This is a genomic window from Pseudomonas yamanorum, from assembly GCF_900105735.1.
Taxonomy (GTDB): domain Bacteria; phylum Pseudomonadota; class Gammaproteobacteria; order Pseudomonadales; family Pseudomonadaceae; genus Aquipseudomonas; species Aquipseudomonas yamanorum.
Map to the genome: position 1 here is coordinate 6,589,407 of NZ_LT629793.1, position 23,723 is coordinate 6,613,129.

Consider the following 23,723-nt stretch of genomic DNA (forward strand, 5'->3'; position numbering starts at 1 on the left):
GGGTTGGCTCAGTGCGCTTGCGGGCGAATCAGCCGCAGCGGCGGGCCGGCGGCGGGCAGCTCCGAGGCGCCGGGGGCGGCCGCCAGCAAGGTCTGGGTGTAAGTATTCCGGGGGCGCAGCAGCACTTGCTCGGCAGTGCCGTATTCCACGACTTCACCCTGGCGCATCACCGCGATGTAGTCGCTGATCTGCGCCGCCACCCGCAGGTCGTGGGTGATGAACAGGATGCTCAGGTTCAGGCGCTGTTGCAGTTCCGCCAACAGCTCCAGCACCTGTTTCTGCACCGAGACATCCAGGGCCGACACGCTCTCGTCGGCGATCAACACTTCCGGGCGCATCGCCAGGGCGCGGGCGATGCCGATGCGCTGGCGCTGGCCGCCGGAGAACTGCCGGGGCTTGCGCTTGAGGGCGTCGCGCTTGAGTCCCACTTGTTCCAGCAAATCACCGGCTTCGGCCCACGCATCCTTGGCCGACAACCCACGCAGTTGCGCCGCACGGGCGATGATGTCACCCACCCGATGCCGAGGATTGAGGGAGCCATACGGGTCCTGGAAAATCATCTGGATCCGCCGCCGATTGGCCGCCAGCGCCGAGCCGCGCAGAGCCAGGAAGTCGGTGTCGCCGACCCACACATGGCCACTGTCGCTGTCCACCAGGCGGATCGCCGCTTTCACCAATGTACTTTTCCCCGAGCCCGACTCGCCCACAATCGCCAGCGTCTTGCCCCGAGGCAGTTGCAGCGAGACATTGCGCAACGCAGCTACCGAGCTGCCGCCGACGGTGTAGGTCTTGGTCAGGTTCTCGATGCGCAACGCCAGGTCGCCGTCGGCACTCGGTTTGTGCAGCTCTGGATGCAGCGCCGGCACCGCCGCAATCAGCTTGCGGGTGTAGGCGTGGGCCGGGGCGTTCAGCACCTGGTCGCGCTCGCCGATTTCCACCAGCCGGCCACCTTCCAGCACCGCGATACGGTCGGCAATCTGCGCCACCACGCCGAAGTCATGGGTGATAAACAGAATGCCGTGTTGCCCGCGACCGCGCAGTTCACGCACCAGCTTCAGTACTTGCGCCTGAGTGGTCACATCCAGCGCCGTGGTAGGTTCGTCGGCGATCAGCAAATCCGGGTTCATTGCCAGGGCCATGGCAATCACCACCCGCTGGCATTGGCCGCCGGACAGTTGATGGGGAAAGCTGTTGGCGATGCGTGGCGGGTCCGGCAGTTGCGTCGATTCCAGCAGCGCCAGCATGCGCTCGCGACGTTCAGCGGCAGGCATCTGCGGCGCGTGAATATCGAAGATCTCTTCCACTTGCTTGCCGATGCGGATCGCCGGGTTCAGCGCCGCCATCGGCTCCTGGAAAATCATCGCGATGCGGTTGCCCCGCAACTGGCGCAAACGTTCCTCATCGAGGGTACACATGTCATCGCCGAGAAAGTCGATCACGCCTTCGGTATGCCGCAAACCCTTGGCGTAGTCGCCCATGATCGCCGCCGACAGCACGGACTTGCCCGAGCCGGACTCACCGATCACGCACAGGGTTTCACCCTTGCGCACCTCCAGGCTGATGCCCTGCACCGCATGGCCGCGGTCGGCACCGGCGGGCAGTTCGATGGACAGGTTCTGCACCCGCAGCACTTGTGTGGGGTTCATGCTCAACTCCTTGCGCCTTTCTGGGCGTGTTCATCCAGGCCGTCCGCCAACAGGCTCAGGCCCAGCATCAGGGTGGAGATGGCGATGCACGGGAAGATCACCAGGTGCGGGAACGCGATGGCCATGGCGCGGCCGTCGTTGATCATGCCGCCCCAGTCCGGTGTCGGTGGTGGCAGGCCGAGGCCGAGGAAACCCAGGGCGCCGATCATGATCGCGGTGTAGCCGATGCGCAGGCAGAAATCGACAATCAACGGCCCGCCGCAGTTGGGCAGGATTTCCACCAGCATGATCCGCAGCGATCCTTCGCCCTGGGTGATGGCGCTGAGCACGTAGTCTCGCGAGCGGATGTCGATGGTCAGGGCGCGCATGATCCGGAAGATCGCCGGCGCGCTGGTGAAGGTCACCGCAATCAGGATATTCAGCGCCGAAGCACCGAGGGCGATGATGATCACGATGTACAACACCAGCACCGGGAACGACAGCACCGTGTCCGCTACATACGACAGCACACTGTCGACCCAGCCATTGAAGTAACCGGCGCACAGGCCCATTGCGATGCCGACGGCAAAGGCGGTGAGGGTGGCGAGAATCGACCAGAACAACACGGTACGGGTGCCCCAGATCAGCCGCGAAAGAATGTCGCGGCCGATCATGTCGGTGCCCAGCAAGAAGCTCTGGCCGTTGTCGCCTGCGGTCATTGGCGTGAGCAAGGGCGTGAAGCTTTCCAGCGGATCATGGGGCGCGATCCACGGCGCAAACAGCGCAATCAGTACCCAGCCGCCCACCAGCAGCAGGCCGAGCAGCGCCAAGGGATGTTTAAAGGATTGCAGGACATTCATTGGGAACCTCCGCCAAGGCTACGCAGGGTGATGCGCGGGTTGAGCCAGGTGTAGGCCAGGTCCGAGAAGATCTTGGTGATGCCCACCACCACGGCACTGACCATCGCGCAGGCCTCGATCAGGTACACGTCGTGGTTAAGCGAGGCGGTGTACAGCAGCGAGCCGAAGCCCTTGTAGGCGAAGAACACCTCCACCACGATCACGTTCGACAGCAGCCACGGGATGTACAGCATGATCACCGTGACTGGCGCGATCAGCACATTGCGCAGGGCATGGCGCAGCACGATGCGCGAGGTCGATGCGCCCTTGAGCCGCGCGGTGCGGATGTACGGCGCCTGCATCACTTCCACCATCGAAGCGCGGGTGATGCGCGCCAGGTAGCCGATGCCGAACAGGCATAGCACCATCAAGGGCAGCACCAGTTCCACCGCACTGAAACCCTCGCTCATGCTGCTGACGCCGGGCAGCCAATTGAGCCAGAACACAAAGATCGCCGAGACGAATACCGCGCTGGCAAAGTCGGGAATCGAGGTGGTGACAATCGACAGAAACGACACGAGGCGGTCCAGTACCGAGCCCTGGCGAATCCCGGCGAGCACGCCCAGGGTCAACGCCACCGGCACCATCACCAGCAAGGCCAGGCCGGCCAGGGTCAGGGTTTGCGCGAGGTTCGGCAGCAGCAGCTTGATCACCGATTCGCGAAAGTACACCGAGGTGCCCCAGTCGCCGCTGACAAAATCCTTGAGCCACACCAGGTAGCGCCACACAAAGGGTTGGTTGTAGCCGTGTTCCACCAGCCACGCCGCGCGCTGGTCGGCGGCGGAGTAGGGGCCGAGGACGTTGATCGCCACGTCTTCGATGTTCAGTTCCAGGGCCAGGAACACGATCAATGACACCGACAGCAGGGTCGCCACCAGCGCCAGCAACTTGCGCATCAGAAAATGAGCCATGGGTGCATGCTCCGACTGTTCAAGGGATGCCTGCCCGAATGCGGGCAGGAAGCAGGGCGCGCTTGAATCAAGCGCTCATCCACACACTGTCCATCGGGTAGAAGTCGGAAGGGTGCACCTCGAAGCCCTGGACCTTTTTGCTCACGGCGGTGAACTTGTCACCCCAGAACGGCTGCACGATCACGCAGGCGTCCTGCAGGATGCGTTCGACATCTTCCATCGCCACGGCGCGCTGTTTCGGGTCGATGATGCCCATGGCTTTGTCCAGCGCGGCATCGAACGCCGGGTCGCTGTAATGGCTTTCGTTCCAGGCACCACCGCCACGGTAGGCCAGCTCAAGGGACATGACCCCGAGCGGACGATGGGCCCAGTAGGTCAGGCTGAAGGCGGCCTTGTCCCAGATCGGCCAGTACTGTGCAGCGGGGATCACTTTGAGATTGATGCGGATCCCGGCTTCCAGGCAGTTCTGTTGCAGGATCTGCGCGCAGTCCTGCTCATAACGGCCTTGGGTATTGCCGACGATCAGGTCGATGTCGATGCCGTTCGGGAAGCCGGCCTCGGCCAGCAGCTGCTTCGCCGCCGCCACGTCGCGGTTGCGCTTGGGCAGCGGGAAATATTCGGGGTGGGAGGGCGCCACATGATGGTCTTCGCCAAGGGTGCCCATGCCGCGATAAGCGATCTTCAGCATCTGCGCGTTGTCGGCGCACAGCACCACGGCCTTGCGGATGCGCAGATCGGTGAAGGGCTTCTGGTCGCAGGCCATGCGCATCACCACGGTTTGCGCGGATTTGCAGGTGAGCAACTGTGCACCGGGCAAACGCTTGGCCAGGTCCAGCTCGGCCACGGTTACGCGGTACAGCACGTCCACTTGCCCGGCTTGCAGGGCGGCGAGGTGAGTGGATACGTCGGTGCCCATGTCGACGTAGCGCAGTTCGTCGAGGTTGGCCGGCTTGCCCCAATAATCGGCGCGCTTGGCGAAAGTCGCCTGCTTGTTCACCGCGAACGACACCAGCTTGAACGGCCCGGTACCCAGCGGGTTTTTCGCCCAGTCGTCACCGGCCTTGAAGCTGCGGTGCACGATGGCGCAGGTGAAGGCATTGAGCATTTCCGGGATCGCCAGGATTGGCCGCTTGAGCACCAGGCGGAACTGGAATTCGCTGACTTTCTCGAAGGCCTTGATGTCCTGGAATGCGGTGCGATTCACCGACTTGGAGTCGGCGGCAATCCAGCGTTCGATATTGTGCTGCACGTCGTCGACGTTGAAGGTGTCGCCGTTGCTCCACTTCACGTTCTGGCGCAGGTTGAAGGTCCAGGTGGTGAGGTCTTCCGACGGGCTCCAACTCTCGGCGAGATACGGGTGGGTGATGTTGTCAGCGTCGACCCAGGTCAGGTATTCCACCGAGTTGCGCAACAGGTTCGAGGCTTCGATCCAGGTGATGAGCATCGGGTCCTGGATTTCCTGGATCGCGCAGGCAAACCGCAGGCTGCCGCCCTGGCGCGGCTCGGCGGCCTGGGCGTCATTGCCCAGCAGTGCGGAGCCGAGAAAGGTGCTGGCGCTGGCGACGGTGATGCCCAGCAGCGCGGCGGTGCGCAGGAATTGGCGGCGGTTGATTTCGCCGCTTCGCACTTGGGCACACAGATCATTTACGGCTGGATGCGGCGCGGTGCCGTCCAGGGTAGTCAACTCTTTCATAAGCCTCTCCGGTACTTGCGAATGTGCGTTTTTTTGTTGAACCGCAAGGGTCAGTGGCGAGCGCCGGGCAGGCGCGAGCGTGACCGCTGTGAAGCCGGCAGAAGAACAAGGCGCAACGAAGTCGGGAGGGTGGCAATGGGACGGGACATAGGGCAGCTCTCATGTTGTTTTTATTAGAGATGCCCGCAGTTTTGTCATTTGCGCAAAGATCGACAAACGACAAATTCTGCGTTGGAACGTTCTATAAACGCATGTTACTCACCGATCCCAAGCCCACCCATCGATCTAAGGCCATTCATGCGTATGGCCCAAACTCACTCATGCGTAGCAGCTGTCGAGCCTTGGCGAGGCTGCGTTTGCGGTTTGCCTGATACACCGCTGCGCAGCCTCGCCAAGGCTCGACAGCTGCTACGGGGGTGTTTGTATCCTGGGGGTTAGCGCAACAAGCGCAGGTCGAACGGGTAATCGGAGAGCAACTCGATGCCGTGTTCGTGGATGTAGATCTGCTCTTCCAGCTTGACCCCTTCGCCGCCGTCATCGTGGCCGATGTAGCTTTCCACGCAGATGGTCATGCCGGCTTCGAACACACCGTCGTAGCCCAGGGCATCAATGTCTTCGCGGTGCACCACGTAGGGGTATTCACCGGTCATGCCCACCCCGTGCACCAGGGCGAAGTAACGGTTGTTTTTGTAATGCTCGGGAATCTTCCAGGCCAGTTCCGCGTACTCCTTGAAACTGCGCCCGGCCTTGAGCATTTCCATATTGGTCTGCACCTGTTCGTAGGCCAGCTTGTACAGCTCCTGCTGCTTGGCGGTGGCGGCCTGTTCCCCGCAGAGGAAGGTCCGTGAAAAGTCGGCGTAATAGCCGAAACGCCCGACCACGTCAGTGTCCAGCGCCACCAGGTCGCCGGCCTCGATGGGCCGTGTGCTGCATTCCTGGAACCAAGGGTTGGTACGGGGCCCTGAAGACAGTAGGCGGGTCTCGACATAATCACCGTCGGTGGCGATCACGTGCTGGTGCAGGTGCGACCACAGTTCGTTCTCGCTGATGCCGGGGGTGAGCTTGCTTTCCATCAGCCGCACCCCGGCTTCGGTGGCACGCAGGCTGGCGCGGATCATCTTGAGTTCGTTCGGCACCTTGATGCAGCGCGCACGTTCCAGCGGTTCCTGGGCATCGAATATGTGATAGCCGAGCTTTTGCAGTTCGAAGGCCGCGGCCGAGGTGGCGCTCTCAATGGCGATGCGTTTGCCGCCGCCGCATTGACGCACCAGTTCGTCGATTTCGGCGGCCCAGTCGGCGGTGACATTGCCCAGGAAACTTTCGCAGAAGTAATAGGAGATGGCCTTGGCCGGGCGCACTTCATCGACGGTGTTGAGGGTTTCGGCCAGGTGCAGGCAACCGCCGAATTCGAACACCACCACCGGGCCTTCGGCCGGGATAAACGCATAGCGAGCCGGGTTGCGCGCCGAGTACACCTGCATGTTGCGCGAGCCGGTGGCGTAGCGCATGTGGGTGGGGTCGAACAGCACGCAGGCGGCGTAGTCGCGTTTTTTCAGTTCGTTGCGTACCCGTTGCAAGCGGTCCAGCTGGATCTGCTGGATCTCGTCATAGGTAGGTTCGCAATCGGCGGGGTTGCGGTTGGGGCCGGACAGACTCATGGGGTGTTCCTCGCAGGGCAAAGACGGTTTTTTAGTTTTTTGAGAGGGTGAATCAGTCGAGCAACTGGTCGCTGCGGACCAGGTTGCGTTCGGCTTGCAGATGGGCTTCGGACAGGCGTCCGTAAAGCTGCTTGGTGCGCTGGGCGCGGCCGATGATTCCGGGCTTTTCGGAGTAGGCGAAGATCGCCGTGTTGCGCTCGGTGGCGCCTTCGACACGGGTGACGCGGTGCACCGAAAAACGCCCCTTGAAGATCTGCAAGTCGCCGGGGTTGAGTTCCAGTTCCTTTACCCGCGAACGGTCTTCGCCGCGTACCACCTTGCCCACTGCGCCGAGGTTCTCCTGGGAACGTGAGCGAATCATCGGCGCGTACTCGAACAGGCCGCCGGCCTCGGGCTTCTGGGTCATCATGCTGACGATGAATTCATTGGTATCGAAGTGCCAGGGCTGCTCGGTGCCGTCGGGCATCACGTTGATCACCAGCCCCGCGAACGGGTCGGCGTATTCGTAGATTTCCGGCTCATCGAGGCAGGCGCCGATAAAGCGTTTCATCATCGGCGATACGTACAGCCGGTGGATGATCGCGTCCGGGGCAATCATGTCGCGGGTCACAAAACCGCTGGTGCGCTCCATGAACGTACGGCGCGGGTCATCCTGGGGCAGGGAAGCGTCATCTTCGGTGAAGTAGGCATTGACCTTGCGCACCGAATAGAACGTCTTGCCCGACAGCGCCAGGCCTTCCAGGCGTGCCTGTTCCAGCGCGGCGGGGCGCAGGAAGTTCTTCAGCAGGCAGCAACCGTCTTCGGCCAGTTCGGCCCGGGCGTGTTCGATCAGGGCCTGTAATTGAACATGGCCCGAATCATGTATGGGATACAGCTCGGTATTAATAATGTCGCTGATATCGCCCACTTCAGCGTCAGCAAGTTGAAGGCTCATGCAAGACTCCCGGAACTATCAGTTGGTGTTTTTTGGCTGACCCGATAGTTGCTGAACGAGGTGCAAAGTGGAAATTACAAGTTGTGATCGAATCCATCGGGGAGGGCGATAGTTATGTCGGGCGAACTGGATGGCACCCTGCTTAAAGTGTTTGTGGCAATTATCGAGTGCCAGGGTTTCTCGGCCGCCGCCGAGCGCCTGCACAAGACTCAATCCACCGTCAGCCAGAGCCTGCAGCGCCTGGAAGACATCGTCGGCACGCCGCTGATCCGCCGCACCAGCCGCTCGGTGGGCCTGACCCCTGGTGGCGAAACCTTTTTGATCTACGCCCGGCAGATCCTCAAGCTGCACAGCGAAGCCGTCAGCGCCGCGCAATTGCCCAATGAACAGGTGTGCATCCACCTCGGCATGCCCGAGGACTACGCCGAGTATTGCCTGGGCGGGATGCTCAAGGACTTCCAGGCGCAGTTCGCCCAGGTACGGCCCGACGTGTGCTGCGAGATGTCCACGGCCTTGGTGGGGCGCCTGCAACGGGGCGAGCTGGACCTGGTGTTGGGGGTGGAACACGCCGGTTTGCAGGCTGGGGAATACCTGTGCGACGAGCCGCTGGTGTGGGTGGCGGCGCCCAGCTGGAGCTGCGTGGGGCGCCAGTCGGTGCCGCTGGCGGTGTATGCCGAGGGCTGTGCGTTTCGTGCGAATGCGGTGCAGGCGCTGGCTCAGTCCGGGCGCTCGTGGCAGGTGGTCTACACCAGCCAGAGTCCGCGGGGCATTGCGATTGCGATCGAGCAGGGGCTGTCGGTCGGTGTGATGGCGCGCCGCCTGGTGCCACCCGACTGGCAGATTCTGGACGAGCGCCAGGGTTTCCCGCCGATTGCGCCGGCACGCCTGATGTTCTGGCGCTCAGCCGGTTGCCAGGTGCCGGAAGTGGATGCGCTGGTGGAGATTCTGCGCCGGCAATTGGGCCACTCAGGGCATCTGGGCAGCCAGCGCCTCGGCAGTTTGTCGATGGGCCATGCGCTTCAGCAATAACAGGCTGGCCAGCACCCAGGCCACGATCCAGCCGTGCACCACCGCAAACTCGCCGGTGACTTGCAGCAGCCAGCCGCACAGCGCATTGCCGGTAGCGCTCGCCAGGCCGTAGCTGACCATGCTCAGGCTCACCACCTGCAGGCTCTGCACCGGGCTGAGGCGGGCGCCGACGTAAGCGGCCATCAGGCCCCAGCACGGGAAATAAAACAGCGCGAACAGCCCGGCCGCCAGCCAGCTCAGCAACAGGCTGGGATGCCCGAGCAAGCCGAGCATGCCGAGGCCAAACGCGCCGATACTCAGGGCCATCACCCGCAACGCACCCCAACGGTCTGCCAGCGTACCCAGCAGCAAGCCACCGATGACGCCGCCTATGCCGATCAACGTCCACATCGACCCGGTGACCGAGGCGCTGGCCTGCAACTGCTCGCTGACAAACGCCGAAAGGAAGTTCAGGAACGGCCCGCTGATGGCGCCGATAAACGCGCTGAGCAAGACGATCTGCATCGCCACCGGTTGCGCCACACACAGCTTCAGCCACTGGTGCAGCACCTGACTCAGCGCAGGCGCCTTGACTTCCCGTGGCGCCGGTTCCTTGAGCGGGGCCAATGTCCATAAGGTCAGCAGCGTGACAACCAGCGTCAAACCGGCGCAGATCAGCCAGAACTGCCGCAGGGACAACCCTTGCAACAGCGCGATCAATAGGCCGTTCAAACACAGAGCAAACGCCGACCCCGACGACGCCAGCCCCAGTACCCGGCTGCGGTGAGTGGCCGGGATCACCTCTTGGGCCAGGGCTGAAATCGCGTTCCAGTTCGACACCGCACAGGCCGACACCAGCGCCAGGCACAGCGCAAACGGCAATACCCACGGCGTGGCCACGGCCAGGGCCAGCAGGGCGGGGCTGAGGACGATGGTCAGGCGCACCATATTGCGCGGGCTGATCCACGCCGCCGCGAGGCCGCTGGCAATCGAGGCACCCATATAGAACAGCTGCAACAGCGCGGCGATCAACGCGGCCTGGCTATAGCTGAGCTCAAACCCCAGGCGAATCTGCGGCAACAGCGCCGAATACAGAAACACACTGAAACCGTGGGTGGTGGCGTTGCAGGCGGTAAAGACAAGGGCCAGTAAACCCATATTTCGCCGGGATGAAACGGATGCGCTGGACATGGCCACGACTCGACAAGTTAATCGCGAAAGAGAGAGGCGAAGTTATAAGAAGTACATCGGCAGACTAGCGTTTATCGTTTGGCGGCGACCAATGCTTAATTGTCTTAGTGTGCATGCGTTATTCGCATGCTATTTATGCGTGAGCGACGGGATACATCGATAAACGACACATTCGGTGCCTGGGGCGATTAATGCGCCGTCAACCCAGGGCGCTACCGCTGACCCGATACAAAAAGGTATGTTGTGCGGGTTATTTCCCCTGTGCTCCCGAGTGTCGTCCATGAAACGCAAAATGCCCGGTCTCAACGCCCTTAAAGCTTTCGAAGTCGCCGGCAGCACCGGCAGTTTTACCCGGGCTGCCGAGCTGTTGAACGTGACGCAGAGTGCGGTCAGTCGCCAGGTGCGCCAGCTTGAAGAACAGTTGGGCGAGGCCCTGCTGGAGCGTCGCCACCACCACCTGGAATTGACCAGTGCCGGGCGCGTGTTGCTACGGGCCTTGCACCAATCGTTCGACAAGATCGAGCTGACGGTGCGCAGTATCCAGCAGAAGTCCCATGCCAATCGCTTGCACATCAACGCGCCGCCGACGTTTACCAATCGTTGGTTGATGCCGCGGTTGGGGCGTTTGCGTGAGCAGCATCCGGAGCTGGAGCTGAGCATTACCACGCGGTTGCAGGACAGCCTGGCGGAGACCAGCACCCTCGATTGCGCGATTCGGTTTGGCGATGGGGAGTGGGATGGGTTGGACAGCTCGTTGTTGATTCAGGAGCGGCATATCGCGGTGTGTGCGCCGTCGTTGTATGCCCGGGAGTGGAGTGACGGGATTGATCTGAATCGCATGACGTTGCTGCATGTGCTGGCGCGGGAGGACCAGCGGTATTTGACCTGGAAGCATTGGCTGGATGCGGCGCGGATCAGTGGGGTGGATATTGAGGGTGGGTATGAGTTTGACCTGCTGGATTTGGCGATTCGGGCGGCGATCGATGGGTTGGGGATTACCATTGCGGATTGGCATATGGTGGCTTCGGAGTTGGCCAGTGGGCAGTTGACGCAGGTGTTGAATGTGCATGTGGAGGGGCATCAGTCGTATTGGTTGGTGACCCGGCCGGAGCAGACGGATACGCCGCAGTTGCAGGTGTTTGCGCAGTGGTTGCAGGAGGAGATTTGGTTGGCTCAGCGGCAGTTGGAGCCTTCTTTGGCGGCTGGGTGAGGAGTGGGGCTTGTGTACATATCCATTGCTGCGGTAACGGCCGCTTATGGTTCCGCTCTTACAGCGGGTTACTTTTGGCAAACGCCCCAAAAGTAACCAAAAGGTCTTTGCCCCACCACTCGGTGCCTCGCTTGGGCTCGGCATGCCCGCACTCCGGCACGCTTCCGCGGGCCGCCGCGACGGGCCATCCATGGCCCGGCGCGGCTAAATCGGCATCCCTGCCGATTTACCCGCTCCACCGTGCCTACTTGCGGCCATCGTGGTTAACGGGGCCTGCAGATCAAAATCAAAAGCAGATCAAAAGCAGAGCACAGCGGCCTACCGGCCGGCTTGAGTGTTAAAAGCCAGATCAAAAGCCAGAGCGAAAGCAGCTCTGTTTTTCTGTGGGAGCTGGCTTGCCTGCGATGCAGACACCTCGGTACATCAGACACACCGAGGCGATGCCATCGCAGGCAAGCCAGCTCCCACATTTGACTGTGCCCGCTTTAGCTTTTGATTTTTTTTTTAACACTCAAGCCGGCCGGTAGGCCGCTGTGCTCTTGCTGTTGATCTTGATTTTGATCTTAGGCGCCCCGTTAAACCACGCTGGCCGAACGCAGGCTTTGGAGCGTGGGTAACCTGGCAGGACGCCAGGTTAGCCGTCCTGGGCCAGGGATGGCCCATGACGGCGGCCCACGGTCCAAAGCCGGAGTGAGGGCACACCGAGCCTGGGCGAGGTGCCGAGTGGTGGGGCAAGAGCGTTTTGCTTACTTTTGCGCTGTTCAAAAGTGAGCCGCCGTAAGGGCGGAACCAATAGCGGCCGTTACCTAAATAACGGATATACACCCATCAACCCAGCCCCAACCGCCCATGCCACTGGGCAATCGACTCCTCTGGATACTCATCAAACTCCAGATCCCCCGGCCGAACACTCACCTCAACCCAAGGCGCCTTCGACCCCAACATCAAATGCGTATGCTCCGGCGGCACCGGCAGCGGCGTATCAATCGCCGAAGCAAACGGATGAATCAACTCCGGCCACTCCGGACTGAACAACCACAAGCCCGACCCACACTGCGAGCAAAAATGCCGCTCAGCCGTACTCGCATGCGCCCGACTATCCCCCGGCCCCTTCATCCGCGCGTGATAAATCGAAATCAACTTACGCCCCCGCACCCTCAGGCTCTTGGCATCCCCCCCAAGATTGATCGCATACCCACCACCCCCTTGGGTCTTGCGACAAATCGAGCAATAACACCGCTGATAGGGGTAGGGATGAGCACTCTCAAGACTGAACGTAACCGCGCCGCAATGGCAGGAACCTTCAAGCTGCATGACCAGATCTCCTTCGCAAAAGGTGAACGTTAGCTTAGGCGCCCGGCAACCGAGGCGGTTCCATCTCGGGCATCAACGTCGCGATCAACGCACGAATGGTGCCGGGCAACGCCTCCAGCTCCCGCACCAGAATACTGCGCTCGCGTACAGCCCAAACCTCATCCAGCTTGACCGTCACCAACTGCATGGTCCGGCTGTGCCGCACCGCCGCCGACTCTGGAATGATGCCGATCCCGACGCCAGCCTCAACCATCCGGCAGATAGCCTCGAAACTCGACATCTGGATCCGCAACGACAGATGCTTGCCCAACCGCTCCACATGCTCACGCAGGAAACTCAGCAACGTGCTGCCGTCATGCAACCCGATATGTTGGTAGGCCAGGGTTTGCTCCAGCGTCACCGAAGGCAGGCCCGCCAGCGGATGCCCCACGGGCACCGTCAGCACCAGATGGTCGGTGCTGAAATGCAGCACCTGCAACCCCGACGCTTCCACTGGGCCGGCAATGATACCCATGTCGCTGGTACCGTCGAGTACACCCCGCACGATGTCCCGTGACAGCCGCTCCTGAAGGTCCACGGTCACGCCGGGACGCTGTGACAGGAATCCGGCCAGCACTTCGGGAAGAAACTCGGTCACGGCGGTGGTGTTGGCAAAAATGCGGATATGCCCGGCCGAATCGATGCCGTATTGGGTGAACTCGCTTTTCAGGTAATCCACCTGACGCATGATCAACCGCGCATGGTGCAACAGGCGTTCGCCCGCCGGGGTGATCTCCACGCCACGGCTGTCGCGGTACAGCAGGCGTGTGTCGAGCTGGCCTTCCAGGGCCTTGATCCGCGCACTGGCGGCGGCCGGCGAGAGGAACGCGCGCTTGGCGCCCTGGGTCAGGCTGGGGGATTCGGCGATATGGATAAACAGGCGTAAGTCAGCCAGATCGAAGTGCATGGAAGGCTCCGGGGGCAGCGACGAAGAACCCATGTGGGAGCTGGCTTGCCTGCGATAGCGGTGGGCCAACCAAAGCAGTGTTGACTGACAGGGCGCTATCGCAGGCAAGCCAGCTCCCACATTGATCATCCGGGTTCTTGAGATCTTTTTATGGGCGAAGGCGTTCAGCATAGCCGAACGCTGCTTTATTGAAATGCAAATTCTCAGAACGGCCAAGGCCCAGCATGATCCGGCTCAGATTCCCTGCCCGAGGACATGCACCTGATGAGCGCCACAGACTGGATCGGCCGTAGCGAAACAGCCCACGACCACTTGAGCCACAACCTGCTCAAACGCATCGCCGCGACCTTCGGCGAAGCGGTACCGGCAGATGGCGAGGCGGTTCCGCCCTTGTGGCAATGGTGCTTTTTCCAGGACCCGCTGCCCGAATCCGCCCTGGGCGGTGACGGCCACCCGGCCCGTGGCGGGTTCCTGCCGCCGGCGGATAACCGCAACCGCATGTGGGCCGGTGGACGCATCGAGTTCTTCCATGGGTTGCGTGCCGGTGAGGCAGCCACCCGTGTCTCGACCATCACCCAAGTGGAAGAAAAAACCGGCCGCACCGGCTCGCTGCTGTTCGTCACCGTGCGCCATGACTACTCCCAGGACGGCCGCCTGGCCATCCGCGAGGAACAGGACATCGTCTATCGCGAACCCACGCCGCCCAAGCAGGGCAGCGGTGACGTATTACCCGAAGGTGACTGGCGCGAAGCGGTCGACCCGACGCCAACCCTGCTGTTCCGCTACAGCGCCGTGACCTTCAACGGCCACCGCATCCACTACGACTATCCCTATGTCACCGGCACCGAAGGTTATTCGGGGCTGGTGGTGCACGGTCCGCTGATCGCCACCTTGAGCCTGCGCGCGTTTTGTCGGGCGAACCCTGGGGCCACGTTGCGCCGTTTTTCCTATCGCGGCGTGCGGCCGTTGATTGCCCCGCAACCCTTTGAAGTCGGCGGGCGCATCACGGCGCCGGGCGTGGCCGAACTGTGGGCGGGCAACGCTGACGGCCTGGCCCAGCGCGCCGAACTGCATTTCGAATAAACCTCCAAGAACAACAGGCGGAGAGCCGTTAATGAACCCGAATGACAACGAAGAACTGAATGCCATCCGCGAAGGCGTGCGCGCACTGTGCGCCGAATTCGACGCCGCCTACTGGCGCAAGGTCGATGAGGAAAAAGGTTTCCCGGAAGCCTTCGTCAAGGCCCTGACCGACGCCGGCTGGCTGTCGGCAATGATCCCCGAAGCCTACGGCGGCTCCGGCCTTGGGCTGGCGGAAGCCTCGGTGATTCTTGAGGAAGTGAACCGCTGTGGCGGCAACTCCGGCACCGTCCATGGCCAGATGTACAACATGTTCACCTTGCTGCGCCACGGCAGCGAAGCGCAGAAAAGCTTCTACCTGCCCAAGCTCGCCAGCGGCGAACTGCGTCTGCAGTCGATGGCGGTGACCGAGCCCACCACCGGCACTGACACCACCAAAATCAAGACCACCGCCGTCAAGCGTGGCGACAAGTACGTGATCAACGGCCAGAAAGTCTGGATCTCGCGGGTGCAGCATTCCGACCTGATGATCCTGCTGGCCCGCACCACGCCGCTGGCGGAGGTGAAGAAAAAATCCGAAGGCATGTCGATCTTCCTGGTGGACCTGCGGGAAGCCATCGGCAACGGTCTGACCGTGCAGCCGATTGCCAACATGGTCAATCACGAAACCAACGAGTTGTTCTTCGACAACCTGGAGTTGCCGTTGGACAGCCTGATTGGCGAGGAGGGCAAGGGCTTCCGCTACATCCTCGACGGCCTCAACGCCGAACGCACCCTGATTGCTGCCGAGTGCATCGGTGACGGCCGCTGGTTCATCGAGAAAGCCAGCGCCTATGCCCGTGACCGCGTGGTGTTTGGCCGGCCCATCGGGCAGAACCAGGGCGTGCAGTTCCCGATTGCCGAAGCGCATATCGAGATCGAAGCGGCCGACTTGATGCGCTGGCGTGCCTGTGAGGAATACGACAGCGGCGCCAACGCCGGGGCCAGCGCGAACATGGCCAAGTACCTGGCGGCCAAGGCGTCCTGGGAAGCCGCCAACGCCTGCCTGCAAACCCACGGCGGCTTCGGGTTTGCCTGTGAATACGACGTGGAGCGCAAGTTCCGCGAGACCCGCCTGTATCAGGTCGCGCCGATTTCTACCAACCTGATCCTGTCCTACGTGGCCGAGCATTTGCTCGAACTGCCACGCAGCTTCTGAGGGCCCGACCATGAGCCATACCCAAGCGCTGTGCCGGTTCCTCGCCGAGTTGAATTACGAGCAGTTGCCGGACGACGTACTCGCCCGCACCGAAGACCTGTTCCTCGATTGGCTCGCTTCGGCGCTGGCCAGCCAAGGCGCGCATCCGATTCCGCTGTTTGAGCGGTATGCCCGCAGGATGGGCCCGGCCAATGGCCCGGCGCAGATCATCGTTAACGGGGGCAGCAGCAGTGCCTATTTCGCCGCACTGGTGAACGGTGCGTCGTCGCACCTGGTGGAGCAGGACGACCTGCACAACAGCTCCGTCTTGCACCCGGCCACCGTGGTCTTTCCTGCTGCATTTGCCGCAGCGCAAGACCTCGGCAAGTCCGGTCGCGAACTGCTGTTGGCTTCGGTGGCCGGTTACGAAGCCGGGATTCGCATCGGTGAATTCATGGGCCGTTCCCACTACCGGATCTTCCACACCACGGCCACCGTCGGCACCCTCGCGGCGGCTGTCGCGGTGGGTAAATTGCTCGACTTCAATCAAGAGCAGTTTATCAACCTGCTGGGCAGTGCCGGCACCCAGGCGGCCGGTCTTTGGGAGTTCCTGCGGGATGCCGCCGACTCCAAGCAACTGCACACCGCCAAGGCGGCCGCCGATGGTTTGTTGGCCGCGTATTTGACGGCGGACGGGCTGACCGGTGCGCGCAATATTCTGGAAGGTGATCAGGGGATGGCGGCGGGCATGTCCACCGACGCAGACCCCGGCAAACTGTCGGATCGCCTCGGCAGTCGCTGGGCGTTGCTGGAAACCTCGTTCAAGTTTCACGCCTCGTGCCGCCACACCCATCCAGCCGCCGATGCGTTGCTGGACCTGATGCAGCGCGAGGGCATCAGCCATGAGCACATCACCCGCGTGGAAACCCGCGTTCACCAAGGCGCCATCGACGTATTGGGCCGGGTGACGCTGCCGCAGACCGTGCACCAGGCCAAGTTTTCCATGGGCACCGTGCTGGGGTTGATTGCCGTGCATGGCAAGGCCGGGCTGACCGAGTTTCACGAGCTGGCGCTGAGCGACGGGGACGTGGCGGCGTTTCGCGACAAGGTCTCCATGACCCTCGACGCCGAAGTCGACGGTGCCTATCCGCAGCGCTGGCTGGGCCGGGTCATCGTGACCACCGTCGATGGCCGCACCTTGCACGGCGCCATCGACGAACCCAAGGGCGATCCCGGCAACACCCTGAACCGTGCCGAGTTGGCCGACAAATTCCAGCGCCTGACCCAATTCAGCGGCGCCCGCACGCCCGCGCAAACCACCGGGCTGATCGAAAAAGTCTGGGATCTGCGCAACGCCACGTCCCTGGCTCACTGGCTTTAAGGAATCGTCATGACTGCTAATCAACGACCGTTGGACGGCATCACCGTCGTCAGCCTGGAACACGCGATTGCCGCACCGTTCTGCACCCGTCAGTTGGCCGACCTGGGCGCCCGCGTGATCAAGATCGAACGCCCGGGCGCCGGTGACTTTGCCCGAGGCTACGATGAGCGCGTGCGCGGCCTGGCGTCGCATTTCGTGTGGACCAACCGCTCCAAGGAAAGCCTGACCCTGGACCTCAAACACGATGATGCCGGGGACATCTTGGAAACCCTGCTGGCCGACGCCGACGTGCTGGTGCAGAACCTGGCACCGGGCGCTGCGGCGCGCATGGGTTTGTCATTCGAGGCGCTGCATGAGCGCTTCCCGCGGCTGATCGTCTGCGACATCTCTGGCTATGGCGAAGGCGGACCTTACGAGAAAAAGAAAGCCTACGACCTGCTGATCCAGAGTGAAGGCGGCTTTCTCTCGGTCACCGGCGGCCCAGGTGAGGACCAGATGGCCAAGGCCGGCTGTTCCATCGCCGATATCTCCGCCGGGATGTATGCCTACAGCGGCATCCTCTCGGCGCTGCTGCTGCGGGGCAAAACCGGGCAGGGCAGTCGCATCGACGTCAGCATGCTGGAAAGCCTGGTGGAGTGGATGGGCTACCCGATGTATTACGCCTTCGACGGCGCGCCCCAGCCACCGCGTGCGGGTGCGGCGCATTCGACGATTTACCCCTATGGGCCGTTTCCCACCGGCGACGGCGGCACGGTGATGCTCGGTTTGCAGAACGAACGGGAGTGGGCGGCGTTTTGCGACAAGGTGCTGCTCACGCCGGAGCTGGCCACCGACGAGCGTTTCTCGGCCAACTTCAAGCGCTCGGAAAACCGCGACGTGCTGCGTCAGATCATCGTCGACCGCTTCGCGCAGATGAGTGCCGAAGCCGTGATCCAGCGCCTGGAGGACGCGCAAATCGCCAGCGCCCGGGTCAACGATATGCAAGGCGTGTGGGACCACCCGCAACTGAAGGCCCGCGACAGTTGGCGCGAAGTCGACAGCCCGGCGGGCAAGTTGCCGTCGTTGCTGCCACCGGCGCGCAATGCGGCGTTTACCCCGCGCATGGACGCGGTGCCGGGACTGGGGCAGCACAGCCAGGGGATTCTCGACCAGTTGGGTTACTCCGCTGAAGCCATCGACAGCCTGCGTGCACGCGGCGTTATCTGATAAGGAATTGAGCGATGCCAACTTCTCTTGTGCGCTCTGCGCTGTTTGTACCGGGCAGCCGGCCTGAACGTTTTGCCAAGGCCTTGGCCAGTGGCGCCGATGCGGTGATTGTGGATTTTGAAGACGCGGTGGAAGAGCCGCTCAAGCGTCAGGCACGGGACAACCTCGGGGTGTTTTTGCAGGCGACGCCGGATGCGCGGGTGTGGGTGCGGATCAATGCGCCGGAGCACCCCGAGCATTTTGCTGATGTAGCGTTCTGTCAGGCCCACGCCGGGGTGGCGGGGGTGTTGCTGCCCAAGGTTGAAAGCGCGGCCCAGGTGGCCGTAGTGGCGGCAACGGGCAAAGCCATCTGGCCGATCATCGAGAGTGCGCGGGGCTTGCTGGCGGTGGCGGAAATCGCCCATGCACCGTTGGTGGAGCGCTTGTCATTCGGCGGCCTGGACCTGGCGCTGGACTTGAACCTGAGCAGCGGCTCCCCGGCCGCGCAATTTGCCCTGGACCAGGCCCGCCTTGCCTTGATCGTGCATTCCCGCGCCGCCGGGCTGGTGGCGCCACTGGACGGCGTGCACCCGGCCATCGACGACCCCGAAGGCCTGCGCCGCTCGATTCGGCATGCCTATGAAATGGGCTTTGCCGGCGCGCTGTGTATCCATCCCAAGCAAGTGGCGGTGATTCACCAGGCGTTGGCCCCCAGCGCCGAAGATTTGGCGTGGGCCAAACGGGTGGTGGAAGCCGGTGCCCATGGGGCCGGGGCCTATCAACTGGATGGGCAAATGGTGGATGCACCGGTGTTGCTGCGGGCGCAAAGATTGCTGGCTGCACAACTCTAAAGTGTGGGAGCTGGCTTGCCTGCGATAGCGGTAGTTCAGCCGAGGATGTGTTGCCTGACACGCCGCCATCGCAGGCAAGCCAGCTCCCACATTGGATCTCCGTTGTTTGTGAAGTCGGCGTTCGTCCACGCCGAACGCAGGTATCTAAAATTCGAAATTCTCTATACGCGTGACATCAGGCACCTTGCCCTATAACACAACAATAAGAAGGTGATTTTCCATGCTCAAGCTTTCTCGGGCGCTGTTCTGCGCCGCTACCTTGTTTGCCGCGGGCCTGGCCCAGGCGGCCGACCCCATTGTGATCAAGTTCGCCCACGTCGTCGCGGAAAACACCCCGAAAGGCCAGGGCGCGTTGCTGTTCAAGAAGCTCGCTGAAGAACGCTTGCCCGGCCGGGTGAAAGTCGAGGTGTACCCGAACTCTTCACTGTTCGGCGACGGCAAGGAAATGGAAGCGCTGCTGCTGGGCGACGTGCAGATGCTGGCGCCATCCCTGGCCAAGTTTGAGCAGTACACCAAGCAAGTACAGATCTACGACCTGCCGTTCCTGTTCAACGACCTGGCGGCTGTGGACCGCTTCCAGGCTGCCCAGGGCAAGGCGTTGCTGACCTCCATGCAAGACAAGAACATCCTCGGCCTGGCCTATTGGCACAACGGCCTCAAGCAGTTGTCGGCGAACAAGGCATTGCGTGAGCCCAAGGATGCCCGTGGCCTGAAGTTCCGCGTGCAGGCCTCCAGCGTGCTGGAAGAGCAGTTCAAGGCGATCCGCGCCAACCCGCGCAAGATGAGTTTCGCCGAGGTGTACCAGGGCTTGCAGACCGGCACCGTCAACGGCACCGAGAACACCTGGTCGAACTATGAAAGCCAGAAGGTCAACGAAGTGCAGAAGTACTTCACCGAGTCCAATCATGGCCTGATCGACTACATGGTGATCACCAACGCCAAGTTCTGGAACGGCCTGCCGCCGGATGTGCGCACCACCCTCGACCAGATCATGGTTGAAGTCACCGTCGAGGTGAACAAGCAGGCCGAGGCGCTGAACCAGTCGGCCAAGCAGAAGATCATCGACGCCAAGACCAGCGAAATCATCGAACTGACCCCCGAGCAACGCCAGCTGTGGCGCGAAGCCATGCGCCCGGTGTGGCAGAAGTTCGAAGGTGAAATCGGTGCCGACCTGATCAAGGCGGCCGACGCGTCGAACCAGTAATTGGTTGCTGAAACAAACCCGACTCCTGTGGGAGCGGGCTTGCCCGCGATGGCATCACCTCGGTCTTCCTGAAAGACCGAGTTGCCCGCATCGCAGGCAAGCCAGCTCCCACATTGATCCGGTTTCGTCAGTGACTTGTCGTGAATATCCCCGTCCAGTTTCGCGAGGTTTTGCCATGCAAACGCTAAGGCGCGTCTGGGAGCACCTGGAGGAAGGCTTTATCGCCATCCTGCTGGCCGCCATGACCCTGGTGACTTTTGTCTACGTCATGCTCAACAACATCTACACCCTGTTCTTTGCCCTCGCTGATAAGTGGGCGTGGAGCAGCGGATTCTTCAACGCCCTGGGTGATCACACCATGGGCTGGGCCCAGGACATGACCTGGAGCGTGGCGCTGACCAAGGCCATGTTCGGCTGGCTGATTTTCTTCGGCATCTCCTACGGCGTGCGCACCGCCGGCCACTTGGGCGTAGATGCCCTGGTCAAGCTGACGCCGCGCCGGGTGCAGCGCCTGCTGGGCATGCTCGCTTGCCTGTGCTGCCTGGCGTACGCCGGGTTGTTCATGGTCGCCAGCTACAAGTGGCTGAGCGCGGTGACGACGGCGCACATCGGCGCCGAAGACCTCGACAAGTTCGGCATCGATGTCGACGACATCGTGGTGATCGTGCCCATCGGCTTTGCGCTGGTGTTCATCCGCTACCTGGAAATCTTCTACCGCATCTTCACCCACCGCCAAACCGGGCTGGGCCTGGCCGACGAAGCCGGTGAAGCCAGCAAGTTGGCCGGCAGCCATGAGGAGCGTCACTGATGGCCGTTCTGTGTCTGTTTTTGCTGTTGTTCGTGTTCATGTTCCTCGGTGTGCCCATCGCGATCTCCCTGGGTTTGTCGGGCGCGGTGTCGATCCTGATGTTCAGCCCGGACTCGGTGAGTTCCCTGGCAATCAAGCTGTTTGAAACCTCGGACGCCTACACCTTCCTGGCGATTCCGTTCTTCCTGTTGTCGGGTGCGTTCATGACCACCGGCGGCGTGGCGCAACGGCTGATCGACTTTGCCAACGCCTGCGTCGGGCATATCCGTGGCGGGCTGGCGATTGCGGCGGTGTTGGCGTGCATGCTGTTTGCCGCGCTGTCGGGCTCATCGCCGGCGACGGTGGCGGCGGTGGGGTCGATTGCCGTGGCGGGCATGGTGCGCTCGGGTTATCCGAAGGAATTCGGCGCCGGGATCATCTGCAACGCCGGCACCCTGGGCATCCTGATTCCGCCGTCGATCGTGATGGTGGTGTACTCGGCGGCGACTGAAACCTCAGTGGGCAAGCTGTTCATGGCCGGGGTGATTCCGGGCCTGCTGCTGGGCTTGATGTTGATGGTCGCGATCTACATCGTTGCGCGCATCAAGAAGCTGCCGGCCCAGCCACGGGCGACCTTCCGCGAGTGGCTGACCTGTGCCCGCCGGGCGTTCTGGGGCTTGCTGCTGCTGGTGATCATCCTTGGCGGTATCTACAGCGGCATGTTCACCCCGACCGAAGCGGCGGCGGTGGCGGCGGTGTACTCGGCGTTTGTCGCGCTGTTTGTCTACAAGGACATGAAGATCAAGGATTGCCCCAAGGTGCTGCTGGAGTCCGGGCGCCTGGCGATCATGCTGATGTTTATCATCGCCAACGCCATGCTTTTTGCTCACGTGCTGACCACGGAGCAAATCCCCCAGGAAATCACCGCGTGGGTGATCTCCGAAGGCCTGACGCCGATTGGTTTCCTGATCATGGTCAACGTGGTGTTGCTGGTGGCGGGCAGCTTTATGGAGCCGTCGGCGATCGTGCTGATCCTGGCGCCGATCTTCTTCCCGATCGCGATGAAGCTGGGGATCGACCCGATTCACCTGGGGATTGTGATGGTGGTCAACATGGAGATTGGCCTGGTGCATCCGCCGGTGGGGCTGAACCTGTTTGTGACCTCGGCGGTGACCGGGCTGACGCTGGGGCAGACCATCCGCGCGGCGTTGCCGTGGCTGATGATTTTGCTGGTGTTCCTGATCATGGTGACCTACCTGCCGTTCATCTCCCTGGCCTTGCCGCACTGGTTGGGGATGTAAGCACAACTCAAATCACGCCACAAAACACTGTGGGAGCGGGCTTGCCCGCGATGAGGGAGTGTCAGCCAGCACAGGTGCCGACTGATACACCGCCATCGCGGGCAAGCCCGGCTCCCACATTTGATTTATGCAGGGACTTATTTATCCATCGCACTCAGGATCGCATGGGCCACTTTCACCCGTTCGGCATTTGGGTAGTTTTTGTTCGCCAGGATCACCACCCCCAGGCCTTTGCTTGGCACGTAAGCGACGTAGGCGCCAAAGCCACCGGTGGCGCCAGTCTTGTTCACCAGCGTGTCGGCATGGGGCGCTTGCGGTGGTGTCAGCCAGCTGACCTTGTGGGGCTGGAAGGCCATTTGCGCCGAGTTGCCTTCAGTCAATGCATCCAGCGTGATCGGGTAGGGGTACATCTCCCAGCCGAGGCCTTGGGTCATGCCATCCACCGTGTAGTAACCGGTGTGGGTCGCGGCAATCGCCTGTTGCAGGGGCTTTTCCAGCTTCGCCGGGTGCATGTTCACTTCAACGTACTGAATCAGGTCCGAGGTGCTGGTCTTGATGCCGTAGGCTTCGGCGTCCAGGGCGCCAGGGCCGACGCGCACTGGTTTGCCGGCCTTGTCGTAACCTTGGGCGTACAGGTTCATTTGCGCCTTGGGCACGGTGATAAAGGTGTGCTTTAGGCCGAGTTTCGGCAGCAGGGTCTGCTCCATCAAACGGTCAAACGGCTTGCCCAGGCTCTGTGCTGCCAGGTGGCCGAACAGGCCGATACTCGGGTTGGAGTAGAGGCGTTGGGTGCCGGGGGCGAAATCCGGTTTCCAGTGCTGGTAGTAGCTGATCATCTTGCCGGTGGTGTCGGACTCTTCGGGGAATTGCAGCGGCAAGCCACCCGCAGTGTAGGTGCCGAGGTTGAGAAGGCTGATGTGGTCAAACTTGTCGCCGCGCAATGCCGGCAGGTATTGGCTGGCCGGGTCTGACAGTTTCAGCTTGCCGTTGGCCAGGGCATAGCCGGCGAGGGTGGCGGTGAAGGTCTTGCTCACCGAGCCGATTTCAAACAGGGTGTTTTCGGTGACGGGCTGCTTGCTCTCCTTGTTGGCGACGCCGTAGTTAAAGTATTGCGCCTTGCCGTTCTGTATCACCGCGACCGACAGGCCGGCGATGTCCTGTTGCTGCATCAGGGGTTCGACGGTACTGTCGACCACCTGGCGAATATCGGTGGCGGCCATGCAGTTGCCGGCGCCGAGCAATAAGGCGAATATCGTGGTCTTGCGCACGGTTGGGAAAATGGATGTGTACATGATGACGTGACTTCCATGAAGGTGATCGGGTGAATACCGTTGCCTGCGCAGGCGCCGCAAATTTAGGCAGTTTGTG

General features: G+C 62.0%; 20 protein-coding genes. 10 read left to right on the forward strand and 10 right to left on the reverse strand.

What is annotated here, in order from left to right; genetic code table 11:
* Positions 1-8: 8 nt before the first annotated feature.
* The 6 genes from BLU46_RS30620 to BLU46_RS30645 all read right to left on the reverse strand — a co-directional run bounded on the left by BLU46_RS30620 (position 9) and on the right by BLU46_RS30645 (position 7,720).
* Positions 9-1,646, reverse strand: a complete 1,638-nt coding sequence (locus BLU46_RS30620) for a dipeptide ABC transporter ATP-binding protein (RefSeq protein ID WP_093209413.1) — start codon at positions 1,644-1,646, stop codon at positions 9-11.
* A 2-nt stretch (positions 1,647-1,648) separates the two neighbouring features.
* A complete protein-coding gene (locus BLU46_RS30625) occupies positions 1,649-2,485 on the reverse strand; it encodes an ABC transporter permease (protein ID WP_063029586.1) in 837 nt (278 codons plus the stop codon).
* A complete protein-coding gene (locus tag BLU46_RS30630) occupies positions 2,482-3,435 on the reverse strand; it encodes an ABC transporter permease (protein WP_093209416.1) in 954 nt (317 codons plus the stop codon). The genes BLU46_RS30625 and BLU46_RS30630 overlap by 4 nt, the downstream gene beginning before the upstream one ends.
* Positions 3,436-3,502: 67 nt before the next feature.
* Positions 3,503-5,128, reverse strand: coding sequence for an ABC transporter substrate-binding protein (locus BLU46_RS30635; RefSeq protein ID WP_093209417.1), 1,626 nt, complete (start codon positions 5,126-5,128; stop codon positions 3,503-3,505).
* 434 nt (positions 5,129-5,562) lie between these two features.
* Positions 5,563-6,786 carry a M24 family metallopeptidase gene (locus BLU46_RS30640; protein WP_093209420.1) on the reverse strand — a complete coding sequence of 408 codons (1,224 nt, stop codon included), beginning with the start codon at positions 6,784-6,786 and terminating at the stop codon, positions 5,563-5,565.
* Positions 6,787-6,838: 52 nt separating this feature from the next.
* Positions 6,839-7,720 carry a HalD/BesD family halogenase gene (locus tag BLU46_RS30645; RefSeq protein WP_093209423.1) on the reverse strand — a complete coding sequence of 294 codons (882 nt, stop codon included), beginning with the start codon at positions 7,718-7,720 and terminating at the stop codon, positions 6,839-6,841.
* A gap of 114 nt (positions 7,721-7,834) precedes the next feature.
* Between BLU46_RS30645 and BLU46_RS30650 the strand changes: the two genes are divergently transcribed.
* Positions 7,835-8,749 carry a LysR family transcriptional regulator gene (locus BLU46_RS30650; RefSeq protein WP_093209426.1) on the forward strand — a complete coding sequence of 305 codons (915 nt, stop codon included), beginning with the start codon at positions 7,835-7,837 and terminating at the stop codon, positions 8,747-8,749.
* Here the strand turns inward: BLU46_RS30650 and BLU46_RS30655 are convergent.
* Complete coding sequence (locus tag BLU46_RS30655; protein ID WP_093209429.1) at positions 8,687-9,919, reverse strand: MFS transporter; 1,233 nt, start codon at positions 9,917-9,919, stop codon at positions 8,687-8,689. The genes BLU46_RS30650 and BLU46_RS30655 overlap by 63 nt on opposite strands.
* A 280-nt stretch (positions 9,920-10,199) precedes the next feature.
* On the opposite strand from BLU46_RS30655, the gene BLU46_RS30660 reads away from it, so the two are divergent.
* On the forward strand, positions 10,200-11,129 hold the full coding sequence (locus BLU46_RS30660) for a LysR substrate-binding domain-containing protein (RefSeq protein ID WP_003218560.1): 930 nt from the start codon (positions 10,200-10,202) through the stop codon (positions 11,127-11,129).
* Between the two features lie 828 nt (positions 11,130-11,957).
* On the opposite strand, the gene BLU46_RS30670 is transcribed toward BLU46_RS30660, so the two are convergent.
* On the reverse strand, positions 11,958-12,443 hold the full coding sequence (locus BLU46_RS30670) for a GFA family protein (RefSeq protein WP_093209432.1): 486 nt from the start codon (positions 12,441-12,443) through the stop codon (positions 11,958-11,960).
* A 34-nt stretch (positions 12,444-12,477) separates the two neighbouring features.
* Complete coding sequence (locus tag BLU46_RS30675) at positions 12,478-13,389, reverse strand: LysR family transcriptional regulator (protein ID WP_008436234.1); 912 nt, start codon at positions 13,387-13,389, stop codon at positions 12,478-12,480.
* 264 nt (positions 13,390-13,653) lie between these two features.
* Between BLU46_RS30675 and BLU46_RS30680 the strand changes: the two genes are divergently transcribed.
* From BLU46_RS30680 to dctM, 8 genes are all read left to right on the forward strand, one after another.
* A complete protein-coding gene (locus BLU46_RS30680) occupies positions 13,654-14,472 on the forward strand; it encodes an FAS1-like dehydratase domain-containing protein (protein ID WP_093210221.1) in 819 nt (272 codons plus the stop codon).
* Between the two features lie 31 nt (positions 14,473-14,503).
* A complete protein-coding gene (locus tag BLU46_RS30685) occupies positions 14,504-15,667 on the forward strand; it encodes an acyl-CoA dehydrogenase family protein (RefSeq protein ID WP_087694986.1) in 1,164 nt (387 codons plus the stop codon).
* Between the two features lie 10 nt (positions 15,668-15,677).
* Complete coding sequence (locus tag BLU46_RS30690) at positions 15,678-17,027, forward strand: MmgE/PrpD family protein (RefSeq protein WP_093209435.1); 1,350 nt, start codon at positions 15,678-15,680, stop codon at positions 17,025-17,027.
* 9 nt (positions 17,028-17,036) lie between these two features.
* Positions 17,037-18,233 carry a CaiB/BaiF CoA transferase family protein gene (locus BLU46_RS30695; protein WP_093209438.1) on the forward strand — a complete coding sequence of 399 codons (1,197 nt, stop codon included), beginning with the start codon at positions 17,037-17,039 and terminating at the stop codon, positions 18,231-18,233.
* A 14-nt stretch (positions 18,234-18,247) separates the two neighbouring features.
* Positions 18,248-19,063, forward strand: a complete 816-nt coding sequence (locus BLU46_RS30700) for an HpcH/HpaI aldolase/citrate lyase family protein (RefSeq protein WP_093209441.1) — start codon at positions 18,248-18,250, stop codon at positions 19,061-19,063.
* Between the two features lie 220 nt (positions 19,064-19,283).
* Positions 19,284-20,267 (forward strand): C4-dicarboxylate TRAP substrate-binding protein DctP, encoded by a 984-nt coding sequence (gene dctP / locus BLU46_RS30705; RefSeq protein ID WP_017475173.1) that lies wholly within the window; start codon positions 19,284-19,286, stop codon positions 20,265-20,267.
* Between the two features lie 175 nt (positions 20,268-20,442).
* Positions 20,443-21,075: a TRAP transporter small permease gene (locus tag BLU46_RS30710; protein WP_003215060.1), complete on the forward strand. Its 633-nt coding sequence runs from the start codon at positions 20,443-20,445 to the stop codon at positions 21,073-21,075.
* A complete protein-coding gene (dctM, locus tag BLU46_RS30715) occupies positions 21,075-22,355 on the forward strand; it encodes a C4-dicarboxylate TRAP transporter large permease protein DctM (protein WP_010169752.1) in 1,281 nt (426 codons plus the stop codon). The genes BLU46_RS30710 and dctM overlap by 1 nt, the downstream gene beginning before the upstream one ends.
* A gap of 137 nt (positions 22,356-22,492) precedes the next feature.
* Here dctM and ampC read toward each other — a convergent pair whose 3' ends face one another.
* Entirely contained in the window at positions 22,493-23,647 is a 1,155-nt protein-coding gene (ampC, locus tag BLU46_RS30720) for a class C beta-lactamase (protein ID WP_093209444.1), read from the reverse strand.
* Positions 23,648-23,723 lie beyond the last annotated feature (76 nt).

Coding starts and splice junctions, on each gene's coding strand:
- BLU46_RS30620 (WP_093209413.1), bottom strand. CDS start 1,646: ATGAACCCCACACAAGTGCTGCGGGTGCAGAACCTGTCCATCGAACTG.
- BLU46_RS30625 (WP_063029586.1), bottom strand. CDS start 2,485: ATGAATGTCCTGCAATCCTTTAAACATCCCTTGGCGCTGCTCGGCCTG.
- BLU46_RS30630 (WP_093209416.1), bottom strand. CDS start 3,435: ATGGCTCATTTTCTGATGCGCAAGTTGCTGGCGCTGGTGGCGACCCTG.
- BLU46_RS30635 (WP_093209417.1), bottom strand. CDS start 5,128: ATGAAAGAGTTGACTACCCTGGACGGCACCGCGCCGCATCCAGCCGTA.
- BLU46_RS30640 (WP_093209420.1), bottom strand. CDS start 6,786: ATGAGTCTGTCCGGCCCCAACCGCAACCCCGCCGATTGCGAACCTACC.
- BLU46_RS30645 (WP_093209423.1), bottom strand. CDS start 7,720: ATGAGCCTTCAACTTGCTGACGCTGAAGTGGGCGATATCAGCGACATT.
- BLU46_RS30650 (WP_093209426.1), top strand. CDS start 7,835: ATGTCGGGCGAACTGGATGGCACCCTGCTTAAAGTGTTTGTGGCAATT.
- BLU46_RS30655 (WP_093209429.1), bottom strand. CDS start 9,919: ATGTCCAGCGCATCCGTTTCATCCCGGCGAAATATGGGTTTACTGGCC.
- BLU46_RS30660 (WP_003218560.1), top strand. CDS start 10,200: ATGAAACGCAAAATGCCCGGTCTCAACGCCCTTAAAGCTTTCGAAGTC.
- BLU46_RS30670 (WP_093209432.1), bottom strand. CDS start 12,443: ATGCAGCTTGAAGGTTCCTGCCATTGCGGCGCGGTTACGTTCAGTCTT.
- BLU46_RS30675 (WP_008436234.1), bottom strand. CDS start 13,389: ATGCACTTCGATCTGGCTGACTTACGCCTGTTTATCCATATCGCCGAA.
- BLU46_RS30680 (WP_093210221.1), top strand. CDS start 13,654: ATGAGCGCCACAGACTGGATCGGCCGTAGCGAAACAGCCCACGACCAC.
- BLU46_RS30685 (WP_087694986.1), top strand. CDS start 14,504: ATGAACCCGAATGACAACGAAGAACTGAATGCCATCCGCGAAGGCGTG.
- BLU46_RS30690 (WP_093209435.1), top strand. CDS start 15,678: ATGAGCCATACCCAAGCGCTGTGCCGGTTCCTCGCCGAGTTGAATTAC.
- BLU46_RS30695 (WP_093209438.1), top strand. CDS start 17,037: ATGACTGCTAATCAACGACCGTTGGACGGCATCACCGTCGTCAGCCTG.
- BLU46_RS30700 (WP_093209441.1), top strand. CDS start 18,248: ATGCCAACTTCTCTTGTGCGCTCTGCGCTGTTTGTACCGGGCAGCCGG.
- dctP (WP_017475173.1), top strand. CDS start 19,284: ATGCTCAAGCTTTCTCGGGCGCTGTTCTGCGCCGCTACCTTGTTTGCC.
- BLU46_RS30710 (WP_003215060.1), top strand. CDS start 20,443: ATGCAAACGCTAAGGCGCGTCTGGGAGCACCTGGAGGAAGGCTTTATC.
- dctM (WP_010169752.1), top strand. CDS start 21,075: ATGGCCGTTCTGTGTCTGTTTTTGCTGTTGTTCGTGTTCATGTTCCTC.
- ampC (WP_093209444.1), bottom strand. CDS start 23,647: ATGTACACATCCATTTTCCCAACCGTGCGCAAGACCACGATATTCGCC.